The organism is Pseudomonas sp. S10E 269, assembly GCF_002798465.1.
GTDB classification, from domain to species: domain Bacteria; phylum Pseudomonadota; class Gammaproteobacteria; order Pseudomonadales; family Pseudomonadaceae; genus Aquipseudomonas; species Aquipseudomonas pergaminensis.
The window spans coordinates 2,884,329-2,900,382 of sequence record NZ_PHIJ01000001.1; the positions used below are offsets into that span (position 1 = coordinate 2,884,329).

At 59.5% G+C, this 16,054-nt stretch carries 12 protein-coding genes and 1 tRNA gene; 4 read left to right on the top strand and 9 right to left on the bottom strand.

The window, feature by feature from the left end; genetic code table 11:
- Positions 1 to 40 precede the first annotated feature (40 nt).
- Positions 41 to 466, top strand: a complete 426-nt coding sequence (locus CWC48_RS13315) for a VOC family protein (RefSeq protein WP_078050437.1) — start codon at positions 41 to 43, stop codon at positions 464 to 466.
- Positions 467 to 511: 45 nt separating this feature from the next.
- Here the strand turns inward: CWC48_RS13315 and CWC48_RS13320 are convergent.
- The 5 genes from CWC48_RS13320 to rpsU all read right to left on the bottom strand — a co-directional run bounded on the left by CWC48_RS13320 (position 512) and on the right by rpsU (position 9,021).
- Positions 512 to 588, bottom strand: a tRNA-Ile gene (locus tag CWC48_RS13320).
- A 16-nt stretch (positions 589 to 604) separates the two neighbouring features.
- Entirely contained in the window at positions 605 to 4,348 is a 3,744-nt protein-coding gene (locus tag CWC48_RS13325; RefSeq protein WP_100492012.1) for a bifunctional diguanylate cyclase/phosphodiesterase, read from the bottom strand.
- A 121-nt stretch (positions 4,349 to 4,469) separates the two neighbouring features.
- Positions 4,470 to 6,320, bottom strand: a complete 1,851-nt coding sequence (gene rpoD, locus CWC48_RS13330; protein WP_034109669.1) for an RNA polymerase sigma factor RpoD — start codon at positions 6,318 to 6,320, stop codon at positions 4,470 to 4,472.
- 67 nt (positions 6,321 to 6,387) lie between these two features.
- Complete coding sequence (gene dnaG, locus CWC48_RS13335) at positions 6,388 to 8,361, bottom strand: DNA primase (protein WP_100492013.1); 1,974 nt, start codon at positions 8,359 to 8,361, stop codon at positions 6,388 to 6,390.
- Between the two features lie 444 nt (positions 8,362 to 8,805).
- Positions 8,806 to 9,021 carry a 30S ribosomal protein S21 gene (gene rpsU / locus CWC48_RS13340; RefSeq protein ID WP_002551877.1) on the bottom strand — a complete coding sequence of 72 codons (216 nt, stop codon included), beginning with the start codon at positions 9,019 to 9,021 and terminating at the stop codon, positions 8,806 to 8,808.
- Positions 9,022 to 9,223: 202 nt separating this feature from the next.
- Here rpsU and tsaD point away from each other — a divergent pair, with 202 nt between their 5' ends.
- A complete protein-coding gene (tsaD, locus tag CWC48_RS13345) occupies positions 9,224 to 10,249 on the top strand; it encodes a tRNA (adenosine(37)-N6)-threonylcarbamoyltransferase complex transferase subunit TsaD (protein ID WP_078050434.1) in 1,026 nt (341 codons plus the stop codon).
- A gap of 33 nt (positions 10,250 to 10,282) precedes the next feature.
- Here tsaD and plsY read toward each other — a convergent pair whose 3' ends face one another.
- A complete protein-coding gene (gene plsY, locus CWC48_RS13350) occupies positions 10,283 to 10,852 on the bottom strand; it encodes a glycerol-3-phosphate 1-O-acyltransferase PlsY (RefSeq protein ID WP_078050433.1) in 570 nt (189 codons plus the stop codon).
- A gap of 74 nt (positions 10,853 to 10,926) precedes the next feature.
- Between plsY and folB the strand changes: the two genes are divergently transcribed.
- Together folB and folK are read left to right on the top strand one after the other, a co-directional pair.
- Positions 10,927 to 11,280, top strand: a complete 354-nt coding sequence (gene folB / locus CWC48_RS13355; RefSeq protein ID WP_099493044.1) for a dihydroneopterin aldolase — start codon at positions 10,927 to 10,929, stop codon at positions 11,278 to 11,280.
- Positions 11,271 to 11,789, top strand: coding sequence for a 2-amino-4-hydroxy-6-hydroxymethyldihydropteridine diphosphokinase (gene folK / locus CWC48_RS13360; RefSeq protein ID WP_078050431.1), 519 nt, complete (start codon positions 11,271 to 11,273; stop codon positions 11,787 to 11,789). The genes folB and folK overlap by 10 nt, the downstream gene beginning before the upstream one ends.
- A 58-nt stretch (positions 11,790 to 11,847) precedes the next feature.
- On the opposite strand, the gene CWC48_RS13365 is transcribed toward folK, so the two are convergent.
- From CWC48_RS13365 to CWC48_RS13375, 3 genes are all read right to left on the bottom strand, one after another.
- Complete coding sequence (locus tag CWC48_RS13365; RefSeq protein ID WP_100492014.1) at positions 11,848 to 13,077, bottom strand: multifunctional CCA addition/repair protein; 1,230 nt, start codon at positions 13,075 to 13,077, stop codon at positions 11,848 to 11,850.
- 63 nt (positions 13,078 to 13,140) lie between these two features.
- A complete protein-coding gene (locus CWC48_RS13370) occupies positions 13,141 to 14,706 on the bottom strand; it encodes a SpoVR family protein (RefSeq protein ID WP_078050429.1) in 1,566 nt (521 codons plus the stop codon).
- Positions 14,703 to 15,974, bottom strand: a complete 1,272-nt coding sequence (locus CWC48_RS13375) for a YeaH/YhbH family protein (protein WP_034109658.1) — start codon at positions 15,972 to 15,974, stop codon at positions 14,703 to 14,705. Before CWC48_RS13375 ends, CWC48_RS13370 begins: the two co-directional genes overlap by 4 nt.
- Positions 15,975 to 16,054 lie beyond the last annotated feature (80 nt).

Below are 16,054 nucleotides of genomic sequence, written 5' to 3' on the forward strand. Positions count from 1 at the left end.
TAAACTCGGGGGGACTTAATGCCCAAAGAGGTTTGACCTGATGACACTCGCACCTTTTCACCTGGCAATTCCGGTATACGACCTCGCCGCTGCGCGGCATTTCTACGGTGAAGTCTTTGGCCTTGAAGAGGGGCGTTCCAGCGAACACTGGGTAGATTTCAACTTCTTCGGGCATCAGTTGGTCATTCACGAACACCCGAAAACCGCCTCCCAGGAGTCAGCCCACACCAACGCGGTAGACGGCCATAACGTGCCCGTGCCGCATTTTGGCGTGGTGCTGGGCTGGGAAGATTGGCAGGCCTTGGCAGAACGTCTGCAGGCCAGGGAAACCCGTTTTGTGCTGGAGCCGCACATTCGCTTCAAGGGGCAGGTGGGGGAGCAGGCGACGTTGTTTCTGTTTGATCCGTGTGGGAACGCGCTGGAGTTCAAGGCATTCCGGGATATTGGGCAGTTGTTTGCGAAGTGAGACTGCCAGACACACGAAAGCCGCGCAATGCGCGGCTTTCTTGTTTGGTGGGCCCACACGGACTTGAACCGTGGACCAAAGGATTATGAGTCCTCTGCTCTGACCAACTGAGCTATAGGCCCTGTAACAGGTCGCGGATTATAACGATGGTTTCCCCGCTGTGCCATCCGAAAAATCCTCAATGCTCATACGAAGAAACGTCGCGGCAAAAAGCTCCGGTGGTAACGGCAGGCTGACGATGTAGCCTTGCATCTGTTCGCAGCCTTCGGCGGCCAGGAAGGCTTGCTGTGCGGGGTTCTCCACGCCTTCGGCGATGATGGTGAATTGCATGCTGTGGCCCAGTGCGATGATGGCGCGGACGATGGCGGCATCGTGGGGGTCGTCAGGCAGGCCGCGGACGAAGGATTGGTCGATCTTGAGGAAGTCCAGCGGCAAGCGCTTGAGGTAGCTGAGGGAGGAGTAGCCGGTGCCGAAATCGTCGATGGCCAGTTGTACGCCCAGGTCCTTGAGTTGGTGCAGGACTTCCAGCGCTTCTTCGGCCTGGCTCATGATGAAGTTTTCGGTGATCTCCAGTTGCAGGCAGCCAGGGTCTAGTCGGTAGTCGCGCAGTAGCTGTTCGATGCGACCGAGCAGGCCGGGGTGGCGCAGTTGGGCGCCAGCCAGGTTCACCGACAGCGGGCCGAAATCGTCGAACGTGCCTTGCCAGGCGTGCAGTTGTTGGCAGGCCTGTTCCAGTACCCAGTCGCCGATTTGCAGGATCATGCCGTTCTCTTCAGCCAGGGCAATGAAGTGTTCGGGCGGCACGTCGCCAAAAGTGGGATGGCGCCAGCGGATCAGCGCTTCGGCACCGATCAGTGCCTGGGTCTCCAGGCTCAGTTTCGGCTGGTAGTACAGGCTCAGTTCGTCGCGCTCGATGGCGCGACGCAGTTCATGTTCGAGTGCTACGCGTTCGTTGGCTTGGGCGGTGAGGTCGCGGGTATAGCTTTCGACGCGGTTGCGCCCTTTGGCCTTGGAGCGGTACATCGCGGCGTCGGCGTTCTTGACCAGGGTGGCGACGTCGGTGCCGTCCTGGGGGTACAGGCTGGTGCCGATGCTGGCGCTGATAAAGAACTCATGCTCACCGGCCTGGAACGGCGGCGTGAAGCAGGCCAGCAGTTTATTGGCCAGGTACTGGGCGTCGCTGGCGTGTTGCAGGCCGGGGAGCAGGATGATGAACTCGTCGCCGCCCAAGCGAGCGACGGTGTCGATGTCGCGCAGTTGTTCCTTGAGGCGTACGGCGATGTCTTTAAGCAGCAGGTCACCGATCGGGTGGCCGAGGCTGTCATTGATGTGTTTGAAGCGATCCAGGTCCAGAAACAGCACGGCGCCTTGCTTGCCGGTTTCTTGCTGCCCGTTGAGAGCCGCCTGCAGCCGGCTTTCAAACAGCGTGCGGTTGGGCAGGCCGGTCAAGGGGTCGTGGTGTGCCTGGTAGTCCAGGCGCGCCTGGGCGAGCTTGAGGCTGGAGATGTCGGCAAACACCGCGACAAAGTGGGTGACCAAGTGCTCTCGGTTGCGCACGGCACTGATCGTCAACCAGCTTGGGTACAGCTCGCCGTTCTTGCGGCGGTTGGAAATCTCGCCCTGCCAGTGACCCTGCGCGGTCAACTGGTGCCACATGGCGGCGTAGAAGGCGCTGTCATGCAGGCCGGAGGCTAGCAGGCGAGGGGTCTGGCCCAGGGCTTCGGTTTCGCTGTAGCCGGTGATCTCGCTGAAGGCACGGTTGACGGCGCTGATGTTCTGCTGGGTATCGGTGATCAATACGCCTTCTGCCGTGCTCTCGAACACGGTGGCGGCTTGTTGCAGTTTTTCCTGCATCAGTTGGCGTTCGGTGATGTCCCGCGCGATGGTCAGCATGCAATCGTCGTCGCCGATCGGCAGTGGGCGGCTGGACAGCTCACAGAGGCGAATCTGGCCATCGCTGCGGCGTATATGGCAGACGAAGTCGCGCACAAAACCATCGCGCTGCATCAGCTCGAGCATGTGTTTGCGTTCATTGAGATCGACCCAGATGCCCAGGTCCAGCGTCGATTGGTCGAGGGAGGCCGCGCTATTGATGCCGGTAATCCGACTGAAGCCATCGTTCACTTCAATCAACAGGCCATCGCGCTGTCGGCTCAGCAGCAAGCCGTCGGGGGAGGCGTGGAAGGCCTTGGCGAATTTCTCTTCGGAGGTCTGCAGCTGTTGCTGGGTTTCCTTGAGCTGAGTGATGTCGCGAACCACCACCACAATGGCTTCAACGGTATCGAGTTGAAACGGCTCGGCGGAAATCAACCCGGTGAAGGCTTGGCCATTGCTGCGCAGAAAGGGCATTTCCAGGTTGCGGATGCTGGTGGTCTGCACCCGTTGCAGCAGGTCCGGCCCCACGCCCTGGATACCCCAGATATTCAATTCGGTAGCGGTTTTGCCCACCACTTGTTCGGCCTTGAGACCTATCTGGTCCTCGAATGCCTTGTTGACCTCCAGCAGGCAGCCATCGGACAGGCGTGCAATCACTAACATGTCCGGGCATTGCTGGAATACCGAGGCGAATTTCTGCTCGGACAGCTGCAAGGCTTCCTCGGTGCGCTTGGCTTCGCTGATATCGATCATCAAGCCGCGCAGTACCGGCTCATGGCCGTGTTCGATCAGGCTGACGATGTCGCGCACCCACAGGCAGCGGCCGTCGGCGGTGATTACGCGGTAATCGATGCTGTGGTCGCGGTTGGCGCGGGTCTCGCGGTAGCAATAGGCTTCGGTGCGCGTCAGGTCGGCTGGGTGAATGATGTTGCGCCAGAAGCCCGGAATCAGCCAATGCGCACGGGGATAGCCGAGTAACTCCTCGGCATGCGGCGACACGTAGCTGTAGGTGAAGTCGGTGACACTGGCTTCCCAGGCGATAGCGGACAGGCTCTCCACCAATCCGCGATAGTGGTATTCGCTGCTGCGCAACTCCTGTTCTAGGGCGACGCGGCGGGAAATTTCCGAGCTGAGCCGGCGATTGATCCGAATCACTACGGCCAATACGGTGCTCAACAGCAGCACGGCGGGCAGGCCGTATATCAGCAGGTCCGCCCAGAACGTGCGATGGTCGGTAAAGCTGCCGACCCAATGTTGCTGGATCGCGTCGGTTTCCTCCGGGCTGAGGTCGGCCAGCACCTTGTCGAGGATGCCCACGAGCATCTTGTTGTCGCGCGGTACTCCCATCGCCAATTGGTAGCGGTAGGGCGTTTCGCCGCTGACGTACAAGCCGTCGAGCTTGAGTTGGCGCAGACTCCACACACTTGAGGCGAGGTCGCCGACCACCGCATCCACTTCATCGGTGGCCAGGGCCTGCAGCGTCGAGCTGACGTTGGGCATGGCCACCAGGTTGAGATCGGGATGATGGGTGCGCAGCAGTTCATGGGGGGCGTAGTTTTCCACCACGGCAATCTTCAAGCCGTAGAGGTCCTTCAGGGTGCGCGGTTTGGCGCCGCCTTCATGGGCCAGGATGACGATGGGAAAGTCCAGGTACGGGCGAGTGAACGCCATGTAGCCCTGGCGTTCGGGCGTAGACATGATGCCGGGCAACAGGTCGAGCTGGTTGTTGCGGGCTTGCTCCAGCACGGCGCTCCAGTTAACTGGCTCGATCAACTTGACCCGCACACCCAGGCGATCCTGGATCAGGCGCACGTAATCGGCCGCCAAGCCTTGGTAGCGACCCTCTTCGTCACGGTATTCAAAGGGTGGCCAAGAGGCGTCCACCCCCAGGCGCAACTCCTGATGGTCCGCCAGCCAGCCACGCTCATCATCGCTAAGAGTCAACGCGCCAGCCGTTGCGGTCCAGGTCAGCAGCGACAGCAGTAACACGGCCGGCAGTCTGGGCATAACGGTCTCGTTATGGCACGGGGAATGTTTCGAGTGTAGACGGGCATTGCGGGGGTGGGGTGTTGCTTGGGATTTTATCTGTAGAAAGCAAAACCCCCGGCCTGGGCCGGGGGTTCTGGTATCACTCGTCGAGGAAGGAGCGCAGATGCTCGCTTCGCGTCGGGTGGCGCAACTTGCGCAGCGCCTTGGCTTCGATCTGACGGATCCGCTCACGGGTCACGTCAAACTGCTTACCGACTTCCTCAAGGGTGTGGTCGGTATTCATGTCGATGCCGAAACGCATGCGCAGTACCTTGGCTTCACGGGCAGTGAGGCCGGAGAGTACGTCACGAGTCGCTTCTTTAAGGCTCTCAACGGTGGCGACATCGATTGGCGACTGCATGGTCGAGTCTTCGATGAAGTCACCCAGATGGGAGTCTTCGTCATCACCAATCGGGGTTTCCATGGAGATCGGCTCTTTAGCGATCTTCAATACCTTGCGGATTTTATCCTCAGGCATTTCCATGCGTTCGCCCAGCTCTTCCGGGGTCGGTTCGCGACCCATTTCCTGCAACATCTGCCGGGAAATGCGGTTGAGCTTGTTGATCGTCTCGATCATGTGCACCGGAATACGGATGGTGCGGGCCTGGTCGGCGATCGAGCGAGTGATCGCCTGACGGATCCACCAGGTGGCATAAGTCGAGAACTTGTAGCCGCGACGGTATTCGAACTTGTCCACCGCTTTCATCAAGCCGATGTTGCCTTCCTGGATCAGGTCGAGGAATTGCAGGCCACGGTTGGTGTACTTCTTGGCGATGGAGATCACCAGACGCAAGTTGGCTTCGACCATCTCTTTCTTCGCGCGGCGGGCCTTGGCCTCACCGATCGACATACGACGGTTGATGTCCTTGATCTCGGCAATCGTCAGACCGGTTTCGGTCTCAAGCGCGGTCAGCTTCTGCTGGCAGCGAATGATGTCCGGCTGCAGGCGACCAATGGCTTCGGCGTATTTCGCCTTGCCCTTGGCCAGTGCGTCGGTCCAGCTTTCGTCTACTTCGTTGCCCGGGAACTGGCGCAGGAAGTCGGCACGCGGCATGCGCGCATCACGGACACAGAGCTGCATGATCGCACGCTCTTGTGCACGCAGACGCTCAAGGGCGCTGCGAACACGCTCAACCAGGCCTTCGAATTGCTTCGGCACCAGCTTGATCGGCATGAACAGCTCAGCCAGGGCCAACAGCTCGGCAATCGCCTGCTTGTTGCCACGACCGTGCTTTTTCAGCGCCTTGCGGGTGATTTCCATTTGGTCGGAAACCGCACCGAAACGCTGGGCAGCGATGATCGGGTCTGGACCGCTTTCAACTTCGTCTTCATCGTCGCCGCTGGCTTCAGCGTCGTCGTCTTCGGAGTCGTCGTCGGCTTTTGCAGCCTTGGCATCGACAGGCGGCGGCACTTCGGCGGCAGGCGGCGCGATGCCGTCGTCCGGGTCGATGTAACCACTCAGGACGTCGGACAGACGGCCACCTTCGGTGGTAACGCGGGTGTACTCGGAGAGAATATGGTCAACCGTGCCAGGGAAGTGCGCAATTGCGCCCATCACTTCACGGATGCCCTCTTCGATACGCTTGGCGATTTCGATTTCGCCTTCGCGTGTCAGCAGCTCGACGGTACCCATTTCACGCATATACATGCGCACAGGGTCGGTGGTACGACCGATATCGGTCTCCACAGCAGCCAGCGCGGCAGCCGCTTCTTCAGCGGCAGCCTCGTCGGTATCGGCGTCCGCCAGCATAAGGGAATCCTTATCTGGCGCAGCTTCGAATACGTTGATCCCCATGTCGTTAATCATGCGGATGATGTCTTCCACCTGCTCTGGATCTGAAATATCCTCAGGCAGATGGTCGTTGACCTCCGCGTAAGTCAGGTAACCCTGCTCACGACCGAGAACGATCAACTCTTTGATACGAGACTGCTGTTGCGCTTTTCCGGACATAACACCCTATCCACTGAAGGTCTTGGCGGGCAAAAAACAAGCCGAGGATTATACCCGAGCTATGACCTCACACGCCAGCTGAGGTCGGGTTTGATGCGGAAACATTCTGTTTTAAGAGGTCGCGCATCTGTTTTGCTATCTGAATTTGCTCTTCAGCCGATAATCCCGGCTGCCTTGCTCTCTTGATGAGTTCATCGAGGGTCTGCGTGTGCTGACCCGCGGATAACCTAGTAATGGTGTCTAAAAACTGTTGTTCAAGGTTATCGCCGTCAATTAGCCACTCCTTTTCTGCGAGGGCTTTCAATAACCGGCCTTGTTCGGTGCCATGCCAACGCGCCATCAACTGAATTGAGTTTAGCTTAGGATTTTTCTGTACCGCCTCGATCAAGGCGATCAGCACCTGGGCGTAGGTATTGCTCTCGTTGGCAAAGTGATCGGCGCTCTCGACCTTTTCCGCCAGTTGCGGGTGGTGGATGAGCGTGCGCAGCGCAATCAATGTCGGCGCTTCCACAGCAACCGGGGTGCGTGGGGCATAGGCCTCATCGCCGTCACCGCGCTTGCCGTTTTTGCTCCAGGGTTTCTTGTCCCATTTCTTGCCGCCGGCGCCGGGTTTCTTCGGCGTCCATTCCTGCTGGGGCGCGTAGGCTTCCTGCGGTTGATGGAAGTCGGAATAGTCCGGCATGGCGTCGTAATCCATGCCTGGGTCGTAGGCCGGTGGCGCTGCATCATGGGGTGCGTTGTGCACCAGCTGGCTGACGGCTTCGCCGCTAAGCCCAGTGATTTCCAGCAAGCGCATGCGCATCAACGATTTCAGGTTGGCGCCGGGTACTTTGTCGATCAGCGGGGCGGCGAGGGTGGCCATGTGGGCCTTGCCCTCGAGGGAGCGCGGGTCGGCTTCTTCGGTCAGTTGCTGGAAGAAATAGTCTGCCAGCGGCTGTGCGTGTTGATTGATGCGCGCGCGAAACGCGTCGGTGCCTTCGGAGCGCACCAGGGTGTCCGGGTCTTCGCCTTCGGGCAGGAACAAAAAGCGCGCGCGACGGCCGTCCTGCAGGCTCGACAGCGTGGCCTCCAGCGCACGCCAGGCAGCGTTTCGGCCCGCCTGGTCGCCGTCAAAACAGAACAGCACACTGGGCACCACGCGAAACAGGCGTTTCATGTGCTCTTCGCTGGTAGCGGTGCCGAGGGTGGCGACGGCGTTGCGCAGGCCCTGTTGGGCGAGCGCGATCACGTCCATATAGCCTTCAACCACGATGATCTCATCGAGGTTGCGGTTGTTCTTGCGCGCTTCGAACAAGCCGTAGAGTTCCTGGCCTTTGTGGAACACGGAGGTTTCCGGCGAGTTCAGGTACTTGGGCTTGTCGTCCCCCAGCACGCGGCCACCAAAGGCGATGATGCGGCCCCGGCTGTCGCGGATCGGGAACATCACGCGGTCGCGGAATCGGTCGTAGCGCTTGCCGGTCTCGGCGTTTTCCACCAGCAGGCCTGCGTCGATCATGGCTTTTTGCTGGAGAGTGTCGCTGCTCAGGTGCTTGTACAGGTTGTCCCAGCCGGGCGGGGCGAACCCCAGCCCGAAGTCGCGGGCGATCTCACCCGTGAGGCCGCGACCCTTGAGATAGTCGACGGCTGCCTTACGTTGCGGATGGCTTTTAAGCGCCTGACGGTAGAAGTCGGCAGCGGCAGTCAGCAACGGGTACAGCGGCGAATCCGTGGGTTGCCGCGGTTTGTGCGGGCGCCCACTTTCTTCGCGAGGGATTTCCATGCCGGCGGCTTTTGCCAGTTCCTCGACGGCCTGGGGGAAGTCCAGGTTGTCGTGGTCCATGATGAAGCCGAGGGCATTGCCGCCCGCGCCGCAACCGAAACAGTAGTAGAACTGCTTGTCGGGGCTCACGCTGAACGACGGGGTTTTTTCCTTGTGGAACGGGCAGCAGGCGGTGTAGTTCTTGCCAGCCTTCTTCATTTGCACGCGCGAGCTGACAACATCGACGATGTCGGTGCGGTTCAGAAGGTCGTCAATAAAGCTCTGGGGAATCAGCCCGGCCATGGCGTTCTCGTCATCACTGCGTGTAAATGAGGGCCCGTGAAGTGTTCAAGCGCACGTATCGAGTGCTCGAGCATCTAGCGACTGCATGGGGTGTACGGAAGTGTATCTGCCGAATATTCACTGACGTTAATTTCTGATCAGTTATCGGTGTGGAAATGTTGCCCCAGCGTCCGGTCTTGGCCAATGGCGGGCCTCGGATACGCTTCGATAGGCACAGTCGATACAGTGGGTCGCCTGTTTACAAAATGAGTGTGCTCGTCAGTAGCCTTGTTAGGCTCGTCAGAAGAGACGTGCACCGCTGGCAAAAAGCCAGTCCTGACGTGTGAAGCAGTTGTCTCGGTCGCGTGTGCGGCGTCAACAGTGAAGCATCAAGCGATATCCGCAAATGCCAATAGCCCGGCTGAGGGCCGGGCTTGGCAGAAGCTTGCTACAGACGTCTGTGTATTAGTACAGACGAACGGCGCGGCGCTGTTCGCGCTGAACTTTCTTGGCGTGACGCTTAACAGCGGCTGCTGCTTTACGCTTACGCTCAGAAGTAGGCTTCTCGTAAAATTCGCGGCTACGAACTTCAGCCAGTACACCGGCTTTTTCGCAGGAGCGCTTGAAACGACGCAGAGCTACGTCGAAGGGTTCGTTCTCTTTAACTTTGACGGCTGGCATCCAGAGCTACCTTCTTTCATTACCGGGATCAACGTTCTCGTCGCAAAAAATTCGCGGCTGAGGTCGTCGGTTTTTAAGGGTTGCGGATGTTAACCCCTCATTGCCCGGAATGCAAAGCCTCTGATCGAAAACCGCTAGTCGGGAGGGGGAGTGGCGACTATTATGCGCGCCTTCGAATTCAGCCTCTACAAGGCGCAAACCCATGCTAGTACTGGGACTTGAAACCTCCTGCGACGAAACCGGTGTCGCACTTTACGACAGTGAACGCGGGCTCTTGGCCGATGCGCTGTTCAGCCAGATCGACCTGCACCGTGCCTATGGCGGCGTGGTGCCGGAGCTGGCCAGCCGTGATCACGTCAAGCGTATGCTGCCCCTGATTCGCCAGGTGCTGGATGAGGCCGGCTGCGTGCCGACCGAAATCGACGCCATTGCCTATACCGCCGGGCCTGGATTGGTTGGAGCCCTGCTGGTGGGGGCCTCTTGCGCCCAGGCGCTGGCCTTTGCCTGGGGTATTCCGGCCCTCGGTGTGCATCATATGGAAGGCCATTTACTGGCGCCGATGCTGGAAAAAACACCGCCACAGTTCCCGTTCGTCGCTTTGTTGGTTTCGGGCGGCCATACGCAGTTGGTTCAGGTGGATGGTATCGGTCAATACACCCTTTTGGGTGAGTCCCTGGATGACGCCGCCGGGGAAGCTTTCGACAAGACCGCGAAGATGATGGGCCTCAATTATCCAGGCGGACCGGAAATCGCCCGTCTCGCCGAAAGGGGTGTTGCCGGTCGCTACACCTTCCCGCGCCCGATGTGTGATCGCCCCGGCTTGATGTTCAGCTTCAGCGGCTTGAAAACCTCCGCGCTGAACACCTGGCAGCAGAGCGTCAGCGCCGGGGACGACAGTGAGCAAGCCCGTTGCGACATCGCACTGGCGTTCCAGCAGGCCGTGGTGGAGACTTTGACCATCAAGTGCAAGCGCGCCCTGAAACAGGCGGGTATGAAGCGCCTGGTGATCGCAGGCGGCGTCAGCGCCAACAAGGCCTTGCGCAGTTCACTGGAAAAAATGCTCGGCGACATGAAAGGCGATGTGTTTTACGCGCGGCCCGAGTTCTGCACCGACAATGGCGCGATGATCGCCTATGCCGGTTGCCAGCGCCTGCAGGCCGGGCAGCATGAGAGCCTGGCGATCAGCGTGCAGGCGCGCTGGCCGATGGAGCAATTGTCGCCGCTGTAACGCCGTAACGTGGGCCGGGGTCAGCGAACGTATTTAAAAATGCCGTTCGCGCCCGGCAAACAGGTCGCGTAAATTGCCCCGGTGGCGCCAGACGATCAACAGTGTCAGTACGCTCATCGGCAGCAATGCCGCCGGTTCCTGCCAGGCCAGTAGCGGCAGGGTGAGCGGAGTGGCGATCAGCGCGGCGAGTGAGCTGGTGCGGGTCAGGTAGAACGTCAGCAGCCAGGCGAGAACGGCCAGCAACGCTGCCGGTGGGTAAATCCCCAGCAACATGCCGGCAGCCGTGGCGACGCCTTTGCCACCGCGAAAGCGGAAGTACAGTGGAAACAGATGGCCCAGGACCGCGCATACGCCGATCCAGGCCTGCTGTTGCAGGGTAAGGCCGGCGAGGCTGGCGATCAGCACGGGCAACAGGCCCTTGCAGACGTCACCCAAAAGCGTCAGTACGGCGAGCTTCTTGCCGGCCAGGCGCAACATATTGGTGGCGCCGGCATTGCCTGAGCCACTCATTCGCGGGTCGGGATTTCCCGTCAGGCGGCTGAGCAAGATGGCAAAGGACAGCGAGCCGAGCAGGTAGGCGAAAACCGCCAGTGACCAAAACATGCTAACTATTCCGGGCGAGGACGCCCTGATTCTAACGGGGCATCGCGCCCTTGTCGTGCTGCGGAGAAGAGTGCTTGGACAGAGTGTTTATCGAAGGCCTGGAAGTCGACACCGTCATCGGGGCCTACGACTGGGAGCGCGGAATCCGCCAATGCCTGCGCCTGGACCTGAGCTTCGCCTGGGATAATCGCCCGGCCGCCGCTGGTGACGACCTGACCTTGGCGCTGGATTACGCCAGTGTGTCCGCCCGTATCCAGGCGTTTGCCGAACAGTCCCAGTTCCAACTGGTGGAAACCTTTGCCGAGCGCCTGGCCGACGTGTTGATGAGTGAATTCCAGATTCCCTGGTTGCACCTCAAACTGACCAAGCCAGGCGCCGTGCCGGCTGCCAAGGGCGTGGGCGTGGAGATCGAGCGCGGATGTCGCTAACTCAGGTTTACCTAGGCCTAGGCAGCAACATCGAGCGTGAGCGGCATCTGTGCGCTGGTCTGGACGCGTTGGCGAGTTTCCTGACGGATCTGCGTTGTTCGCCGGTGTTCGAGAGCCAGCCAGTGGGTATCAAGAGCGGGCCGTTCTTCAACCTGGTGGTGTCGGCCTACACCGATCTGCCGTTGATGGAGCTGGATCGCCGTTTGAAGTTCATCGAGGCCGACAATGGCCGCTACGCGCCGGATCGCAAGGGGCTGCCGCTGGATATAGACGTGCTGTTGTATGGCGATCTAGTGGGCAATTTCGATGGTTTGGTGCTGCCGCGTGCAGAGATCCTGAAGAACGCGTTTGTGCTGTGGCCGCTGTCGCTGATGGCGCCCGCGCGCGTACACCCTGAAGTGGGCAAGAGCCTGGCTGAGCTGTGGCGCGACGCGCAGATTGACCAGGTGCTGGCGCCTGTCGCGTTTGAATGGCAGGGCCAGCCACTCACGCCAAACATTCTCCTGTAGGCGTCCGGCTTGCCGGCGATGGCGTTCTTGAGGTCGCTATCGCCGACAAGCCGAGCGCCTACAGTGCGTGGTGTTCTTTGTAGATTTTTAGGGCCTTGAGCCGTTCGCGCTTGAGGGCCTCGCCCAGCTCAGGGCCTTTGAAACCCTTCTCCAGTAAGGGGGCAACCGCCACTTCGCGAGCGGCCTTCGCGGCCCCACGCAAATAATCCGCTTGTGGATAACTTCTTTGCTCCAGCCCCTTGCGGCCTCGGGCGTCCATCTCGCAGGCGACCACAAACTCTTCAAAGCGCTGTGGCCGACGATACACGTCAAAGCTCTGCAGCAATTCCAGCAACGTCGAGGCTCTTAGCTCAAGTGCCCGATGGCCGTGAGTGTGGTATTGGCCCACCAGCAACGCCAATTCCTGGCAATCCTTCGGTACTTTGAAGCGTTCATTGACAGCCTTGATCAGCTCCAAACCTCGGTGTTCATGGGCAATGTGCTGCGGCAACTTATCCACAGGTGTCGTGCCTTTGCCCAGGTCGTGAAGCAGGCAGGCCCAGCGTACAGTCAGCGGCTGCTGGTGGAGTGCAGCCTGTTCCAATACGCTCAAGGTGTGCAGGCCGGTATCGATTTCCGGGTGATGAACTGCGGGTTGCGGTACACCAAAGAGTGCATCGACCTCGGGCATCAAGGTTTTCAGCGCATTACAGTCGCGCAGTACCTGGATGAACACCTGAGGCTGGTTCTCCATCAGTGCCCGGGATATTTCTTTCCAGCTGCGCTCAGGCGTCAGGGCTTCCAGTTCGCCGGATTCGCTGAGTTGACGCATGAGTTCCAGCGTTTCCGGCGCGACGGTAAAACCCAAGTGCGCATAGCGCGCAGCAAAGCGCGCGACTCGCAGTACACGTAATGGATCTTCGGCGAACGCCGGGGAAACGTGGCGCAGAATGCGTGCTTCCAGATCACGCTGGCCATGGTAGGGATCGGTCAGGTTGCCGTCGTCGTCTTCCGCCATCGCATTGATGGTCAAGTCGCGACGGATCAGGTCCTCTTCCAGGGTAACTTCGGGGCTGGCATGAAACACAAAGCCGCCGTAGCCGCGGCCGCTCTTGCGTTCGGTACGGGCCAAGGCGTATTCGTCGCCGTTTTTCGGGTCCAGGAATACCGGGAAGTCTGAGCCCACAGGCTTGAAGCCCCTGGCCAGCATCTCCTCGGTGGTTGCGCCCACGACGACGCGGTCGATGTCGGTGACCTTGATGCCCAGCAGGCGGTCACGCACGGCACCGCCGACTTTGTAGATTTTCATGAAAAAGCCTCCATTAGCGCCACAGGATACCGCCTGTGCCTGGCCAATGGAGGCTTTGCTGTTTCAGAGATGTACGACGGCCAGGTCCAGGCGACCGTAGTCGTTGTCGTTGTGATCGGTGCGCGGTGGCACATGATGGGTCTTCATCACCTGATCGCCTTGCAGGGTTTCCAGATGGATATCGAAGCCCCATAGCCGGTGCAAGTGCTTGAGCACCTCCTCGGTGGACTCACCCAGGGGTTTGCGGTCGTGCTGCTGGTGACGCAAGGTCAGCGAGCGGTCGCCACGCACATCGATGCTGTAGATCTGCACGTTGGGTTCGCGATTACCCAGGTTGTACTGCGCCGCCAGGGTTTCGCGGATGATGCGGTAGCCAGGTTCGTCGTGGATCGCCGGCACTACCAGATCATCCTTGAGATCATCGTCGAGAATGCTGAACAGCTTGAGATCGCGGATCACCTGAGGCGACAGGTACTGCAGGATAAAACTCTCATCCTTGAAGCTGCTCATGGCGAACTTGATGGTGGACAACCAATCGCTGCCAGCGATTTCCGGGAACCAGCGGCGGTCTTCCTCGGTAGGGTGTTCGCACATGCGCCGAATGTCACGGTACATGGCAAAGCCCAGTGCATAGGGGTTGATGCCGTTGTAGTAAGGGCTGTCGAAGCCGGGCTGGAAGACTACGCTGGTGTGAGAGGTCAGGAACTCCATCATGAAGCCGTCGGTGACCAGGCCTTCGTCGTATAGGTCATTCATCAGCGTGTAGTGCCAGAACGTTGCCCAGCCTTCGTTCATGACCTGGGTCTGGCGCTGTGGATAGAAATACTGGGCGATCTTGCGCACGATGCGCACGATTTCCCGTTGCCAAGGTTCAAGCAAGGGGGCGTGCTTTTCCAGGAAGTACAAGATGTTTTCCTGGGGTTCGGCGGGGAAGCGTGCATTGTCCTTGTCGCTGTTCTTGCCAGCGCGCTTGGGGATGGTGCGCCACAGGTCGTTGATCTGTTTCTGCAGGTGTTCCTCGCGTTCCTTCTGGCGCAGGCGTTCTTCCTCGGCGGAGATCGGGTACGGGCGTTTGTAACGGTCCACGCCATAGTTCATCAGCGCGTGGCAGGAGTCGAGCAGGTCTTCCACTGCGTCGATGCCGTGGCGTTCCTCGCACTGCATGATGTACTGCTTGGCGAACACCAGGTAATCGATGATCGAACTGGCGTCGGTCCAGGTGCGAAACAGGTAATTGCCCTTGAAGAAGCTGTTATGCCCGTAGCAGGCATGCGCCACCACCAGTGCCTGCATGCAGATGGTGTTTTCTTCCATCAGGTAAGCGATGCAGGGGTCGGAGTTGATCACGATCTCGTAGGCCAGGCCCATCTGGCCCCGAGTGTAGGACTTCTCGGTGCTGAGGAAGTGTTTGCCGTAGGACCAATGGTGATAGCCCAGCGGCATGCCCACCGATGCATAGGCATCCATCATCTGTTCGGCGGTGATCACTTCGATCTGGTTGGGGTAGGTGTCCAGGGCATAACCCGCCGCAATGCGGCTGATTTCCCGGTCATAGGCCTGGATCAGTTCAAAGGTCCACTCGGAGCCCGTGGAGATAGGTTGGCGTTTTTGCTCTTTTTTGGCGGTCATGTCACTAACCTGCGCTGGAAGAGTTCACGGAAGACCGGGTAGATATCGCCGGCCGAGACCAATTGCTGTTGGGCGAATGTGTCGGCAAAGGCTTCGCCGATGCGCTCGTATTCGAACCACAGTGCCTGGTGCTCACGGGGGGTGATTTCAACGTAAGTGTAGTACTGCACAAACGGCATGATCTGGTTGATCAGGATGTCGCGGCAGATGGGCGAGTCGTCGTTCCAGTTGTCCCCGTCCGAGGCCTGGGCGGCGTAGATGTTCCACTCATTGGCCGGATAGCGTTCGGCCATGATCTCTTGCATCAGTTTCAAGGCGCTGGAAACGATGGTGCCGCCGGTTTCGCGTGAATAGAAGAACTCTTCTTCGTCTACTTCTCGTGCGCTGGTGTGATGGCGAATGAACACGACGTCGATCTTGTCGTAGTTCCGCTTGAGGAACAGATACAGCAGGATGAAGAAGCGCTTGGCGATGTCCTTGGTGGCCTGCGTCATGGAGCCCGACACGTCCATCAGGCAGAACATCACCGCCTTGGAGCTGGGATTGGGCTGTTTGACCAGCAGGTTGTACTTCAAGTCAAAGGTGTCGAGGAAGGGCACGCGATGAATACGCGCGCTGAGTTTCTCGATTTCCGCCTCGATTTCCTGAATATCACCGAAGTTATCCGGTTCTTCACGCTTCAGGCGCGCCAATTCGTCTTTGGCTTCCTTCAGTTTGGCGCGGCTGCTGCCGGAAAGGGCGATACGCCGGGCATGGGCCGAGCGTAGGGTGCGAATGATATTGATGCGTGACGGGTTGCCCTCGTTGCTGATCCCGGCGCGCACGGTCTTGAACGTGTCGGTGCCGGTCAGGTTGCGCTTGACCAAATTGGGCAGTTCCAGGTCCTCGAACATGAATTCGAGGAATTCTTCCTGGGTGATCTGGAACACGAACTCGTCCATGCCTTCGCCGGAGTTACCCGCCTTGCCCGGGCCTTTGCCGCCGCCACCGCCTTGGGGGCGCTGGATGTGTTCGCCGGTGGTGAACTCCTTGTTGCCGGGGTGCACGACGGTCTGCTTACCGCCCCGGCCGTGGTGCAGCACCGGTTCGTCGATGTCCCGTCCGGGAATGCTGATTTGTTCGCCATGCTCCATATCGGTAATGGAACGGCGGCTGACGGCCTCTTCAACGGCCTTTTTGATGTGGTCACGGTAACGCCGCAGGAAACGCTGGCGGTTTACCGTGCTTTTGTTCTTGCCATTGAGGCGTCGGTCGATCACATAGCTCATGGGGAGCCCTCCGGGCAGCTTCACGTTACAAGCTTCAAGCCGCGAGCTGGAAGCTTAGAGACAAGCGGTCGGCTGCCAGG

Coding starts and splice junctions, on each gene's coding strand:
- rpoD (WP_034109669.1), bottom strand. CDS start 6,320: ATGTCCGGAAAAGCGCAACAGCAGTCTCGTATCAAAGAGTTGATCGTT.
- CWC48_RS13375 (WP_034109658.1), bottom strand. CDS start 15,974: ATGAGCTATGTGATCGACCGACGCCTCAATGGCAAGAACAAAAGCACG.
- rpsU (WP_002551877.1), bottom strand. CDS start 9,021: ATGCCAGCCGTCAAAGTTAAAGAGAACGAACCCTTCGACGTAGCTCTG.
- CWC48_RS13325 (WP_100492012.1), bottom strand. CDS start 4,348: ATGCCCAGACTGCCGGCCGTGTTACTGCTGTCGCTGCTGACCTGGACC.
- CWC48_RS13365 (WP_100492014.1), bottom strand. CDS start 13,077: ATGAAAATCTACAAAGTCGGCGGTGCCGTGCGTGACCGCCTGCTGGGC.
- plsY (WP_078050433.1), bottom strand. CDS start 10,852: ATGTTTTGGTCACTGGCGGTTTTCGCCTACCTGCTCGGCTCGCTGTCC.
- CWC48_RS13370 (WP_078050429.1), bottom strand. CDS start 14,706: ATGACCGCCAAAAAAGAGCAAAAACGCCAACCTATCTCCACGGGCTCC.
- CWC48_RS13315 (WP_078050437.1), top strand. CDS start 41: ATGACACTCGCACCTTTTCACCTGGCAATTCCGGTATACGACCTCGCC.
- dnaG (WP_100492013.1), bottom strand. CDS start 8,361: ATGGCCGGGCTGATTCCCCAGAGCTTTATTGACGACCTTCTGAACCGC.
- tsaD (WP_078050434.1), top strand. CDS start 9,224: ATGCTAGTACTGGGACTTGAAACCTCCTGCGACGAAACCGGTGTCGCA.
- folK (WP_078050431.1), top strand. CDS start 11,271: ATGTCGCTAACTCAGGTTTACCTAGGCCTAGGCAGCAACATCGAGCGT.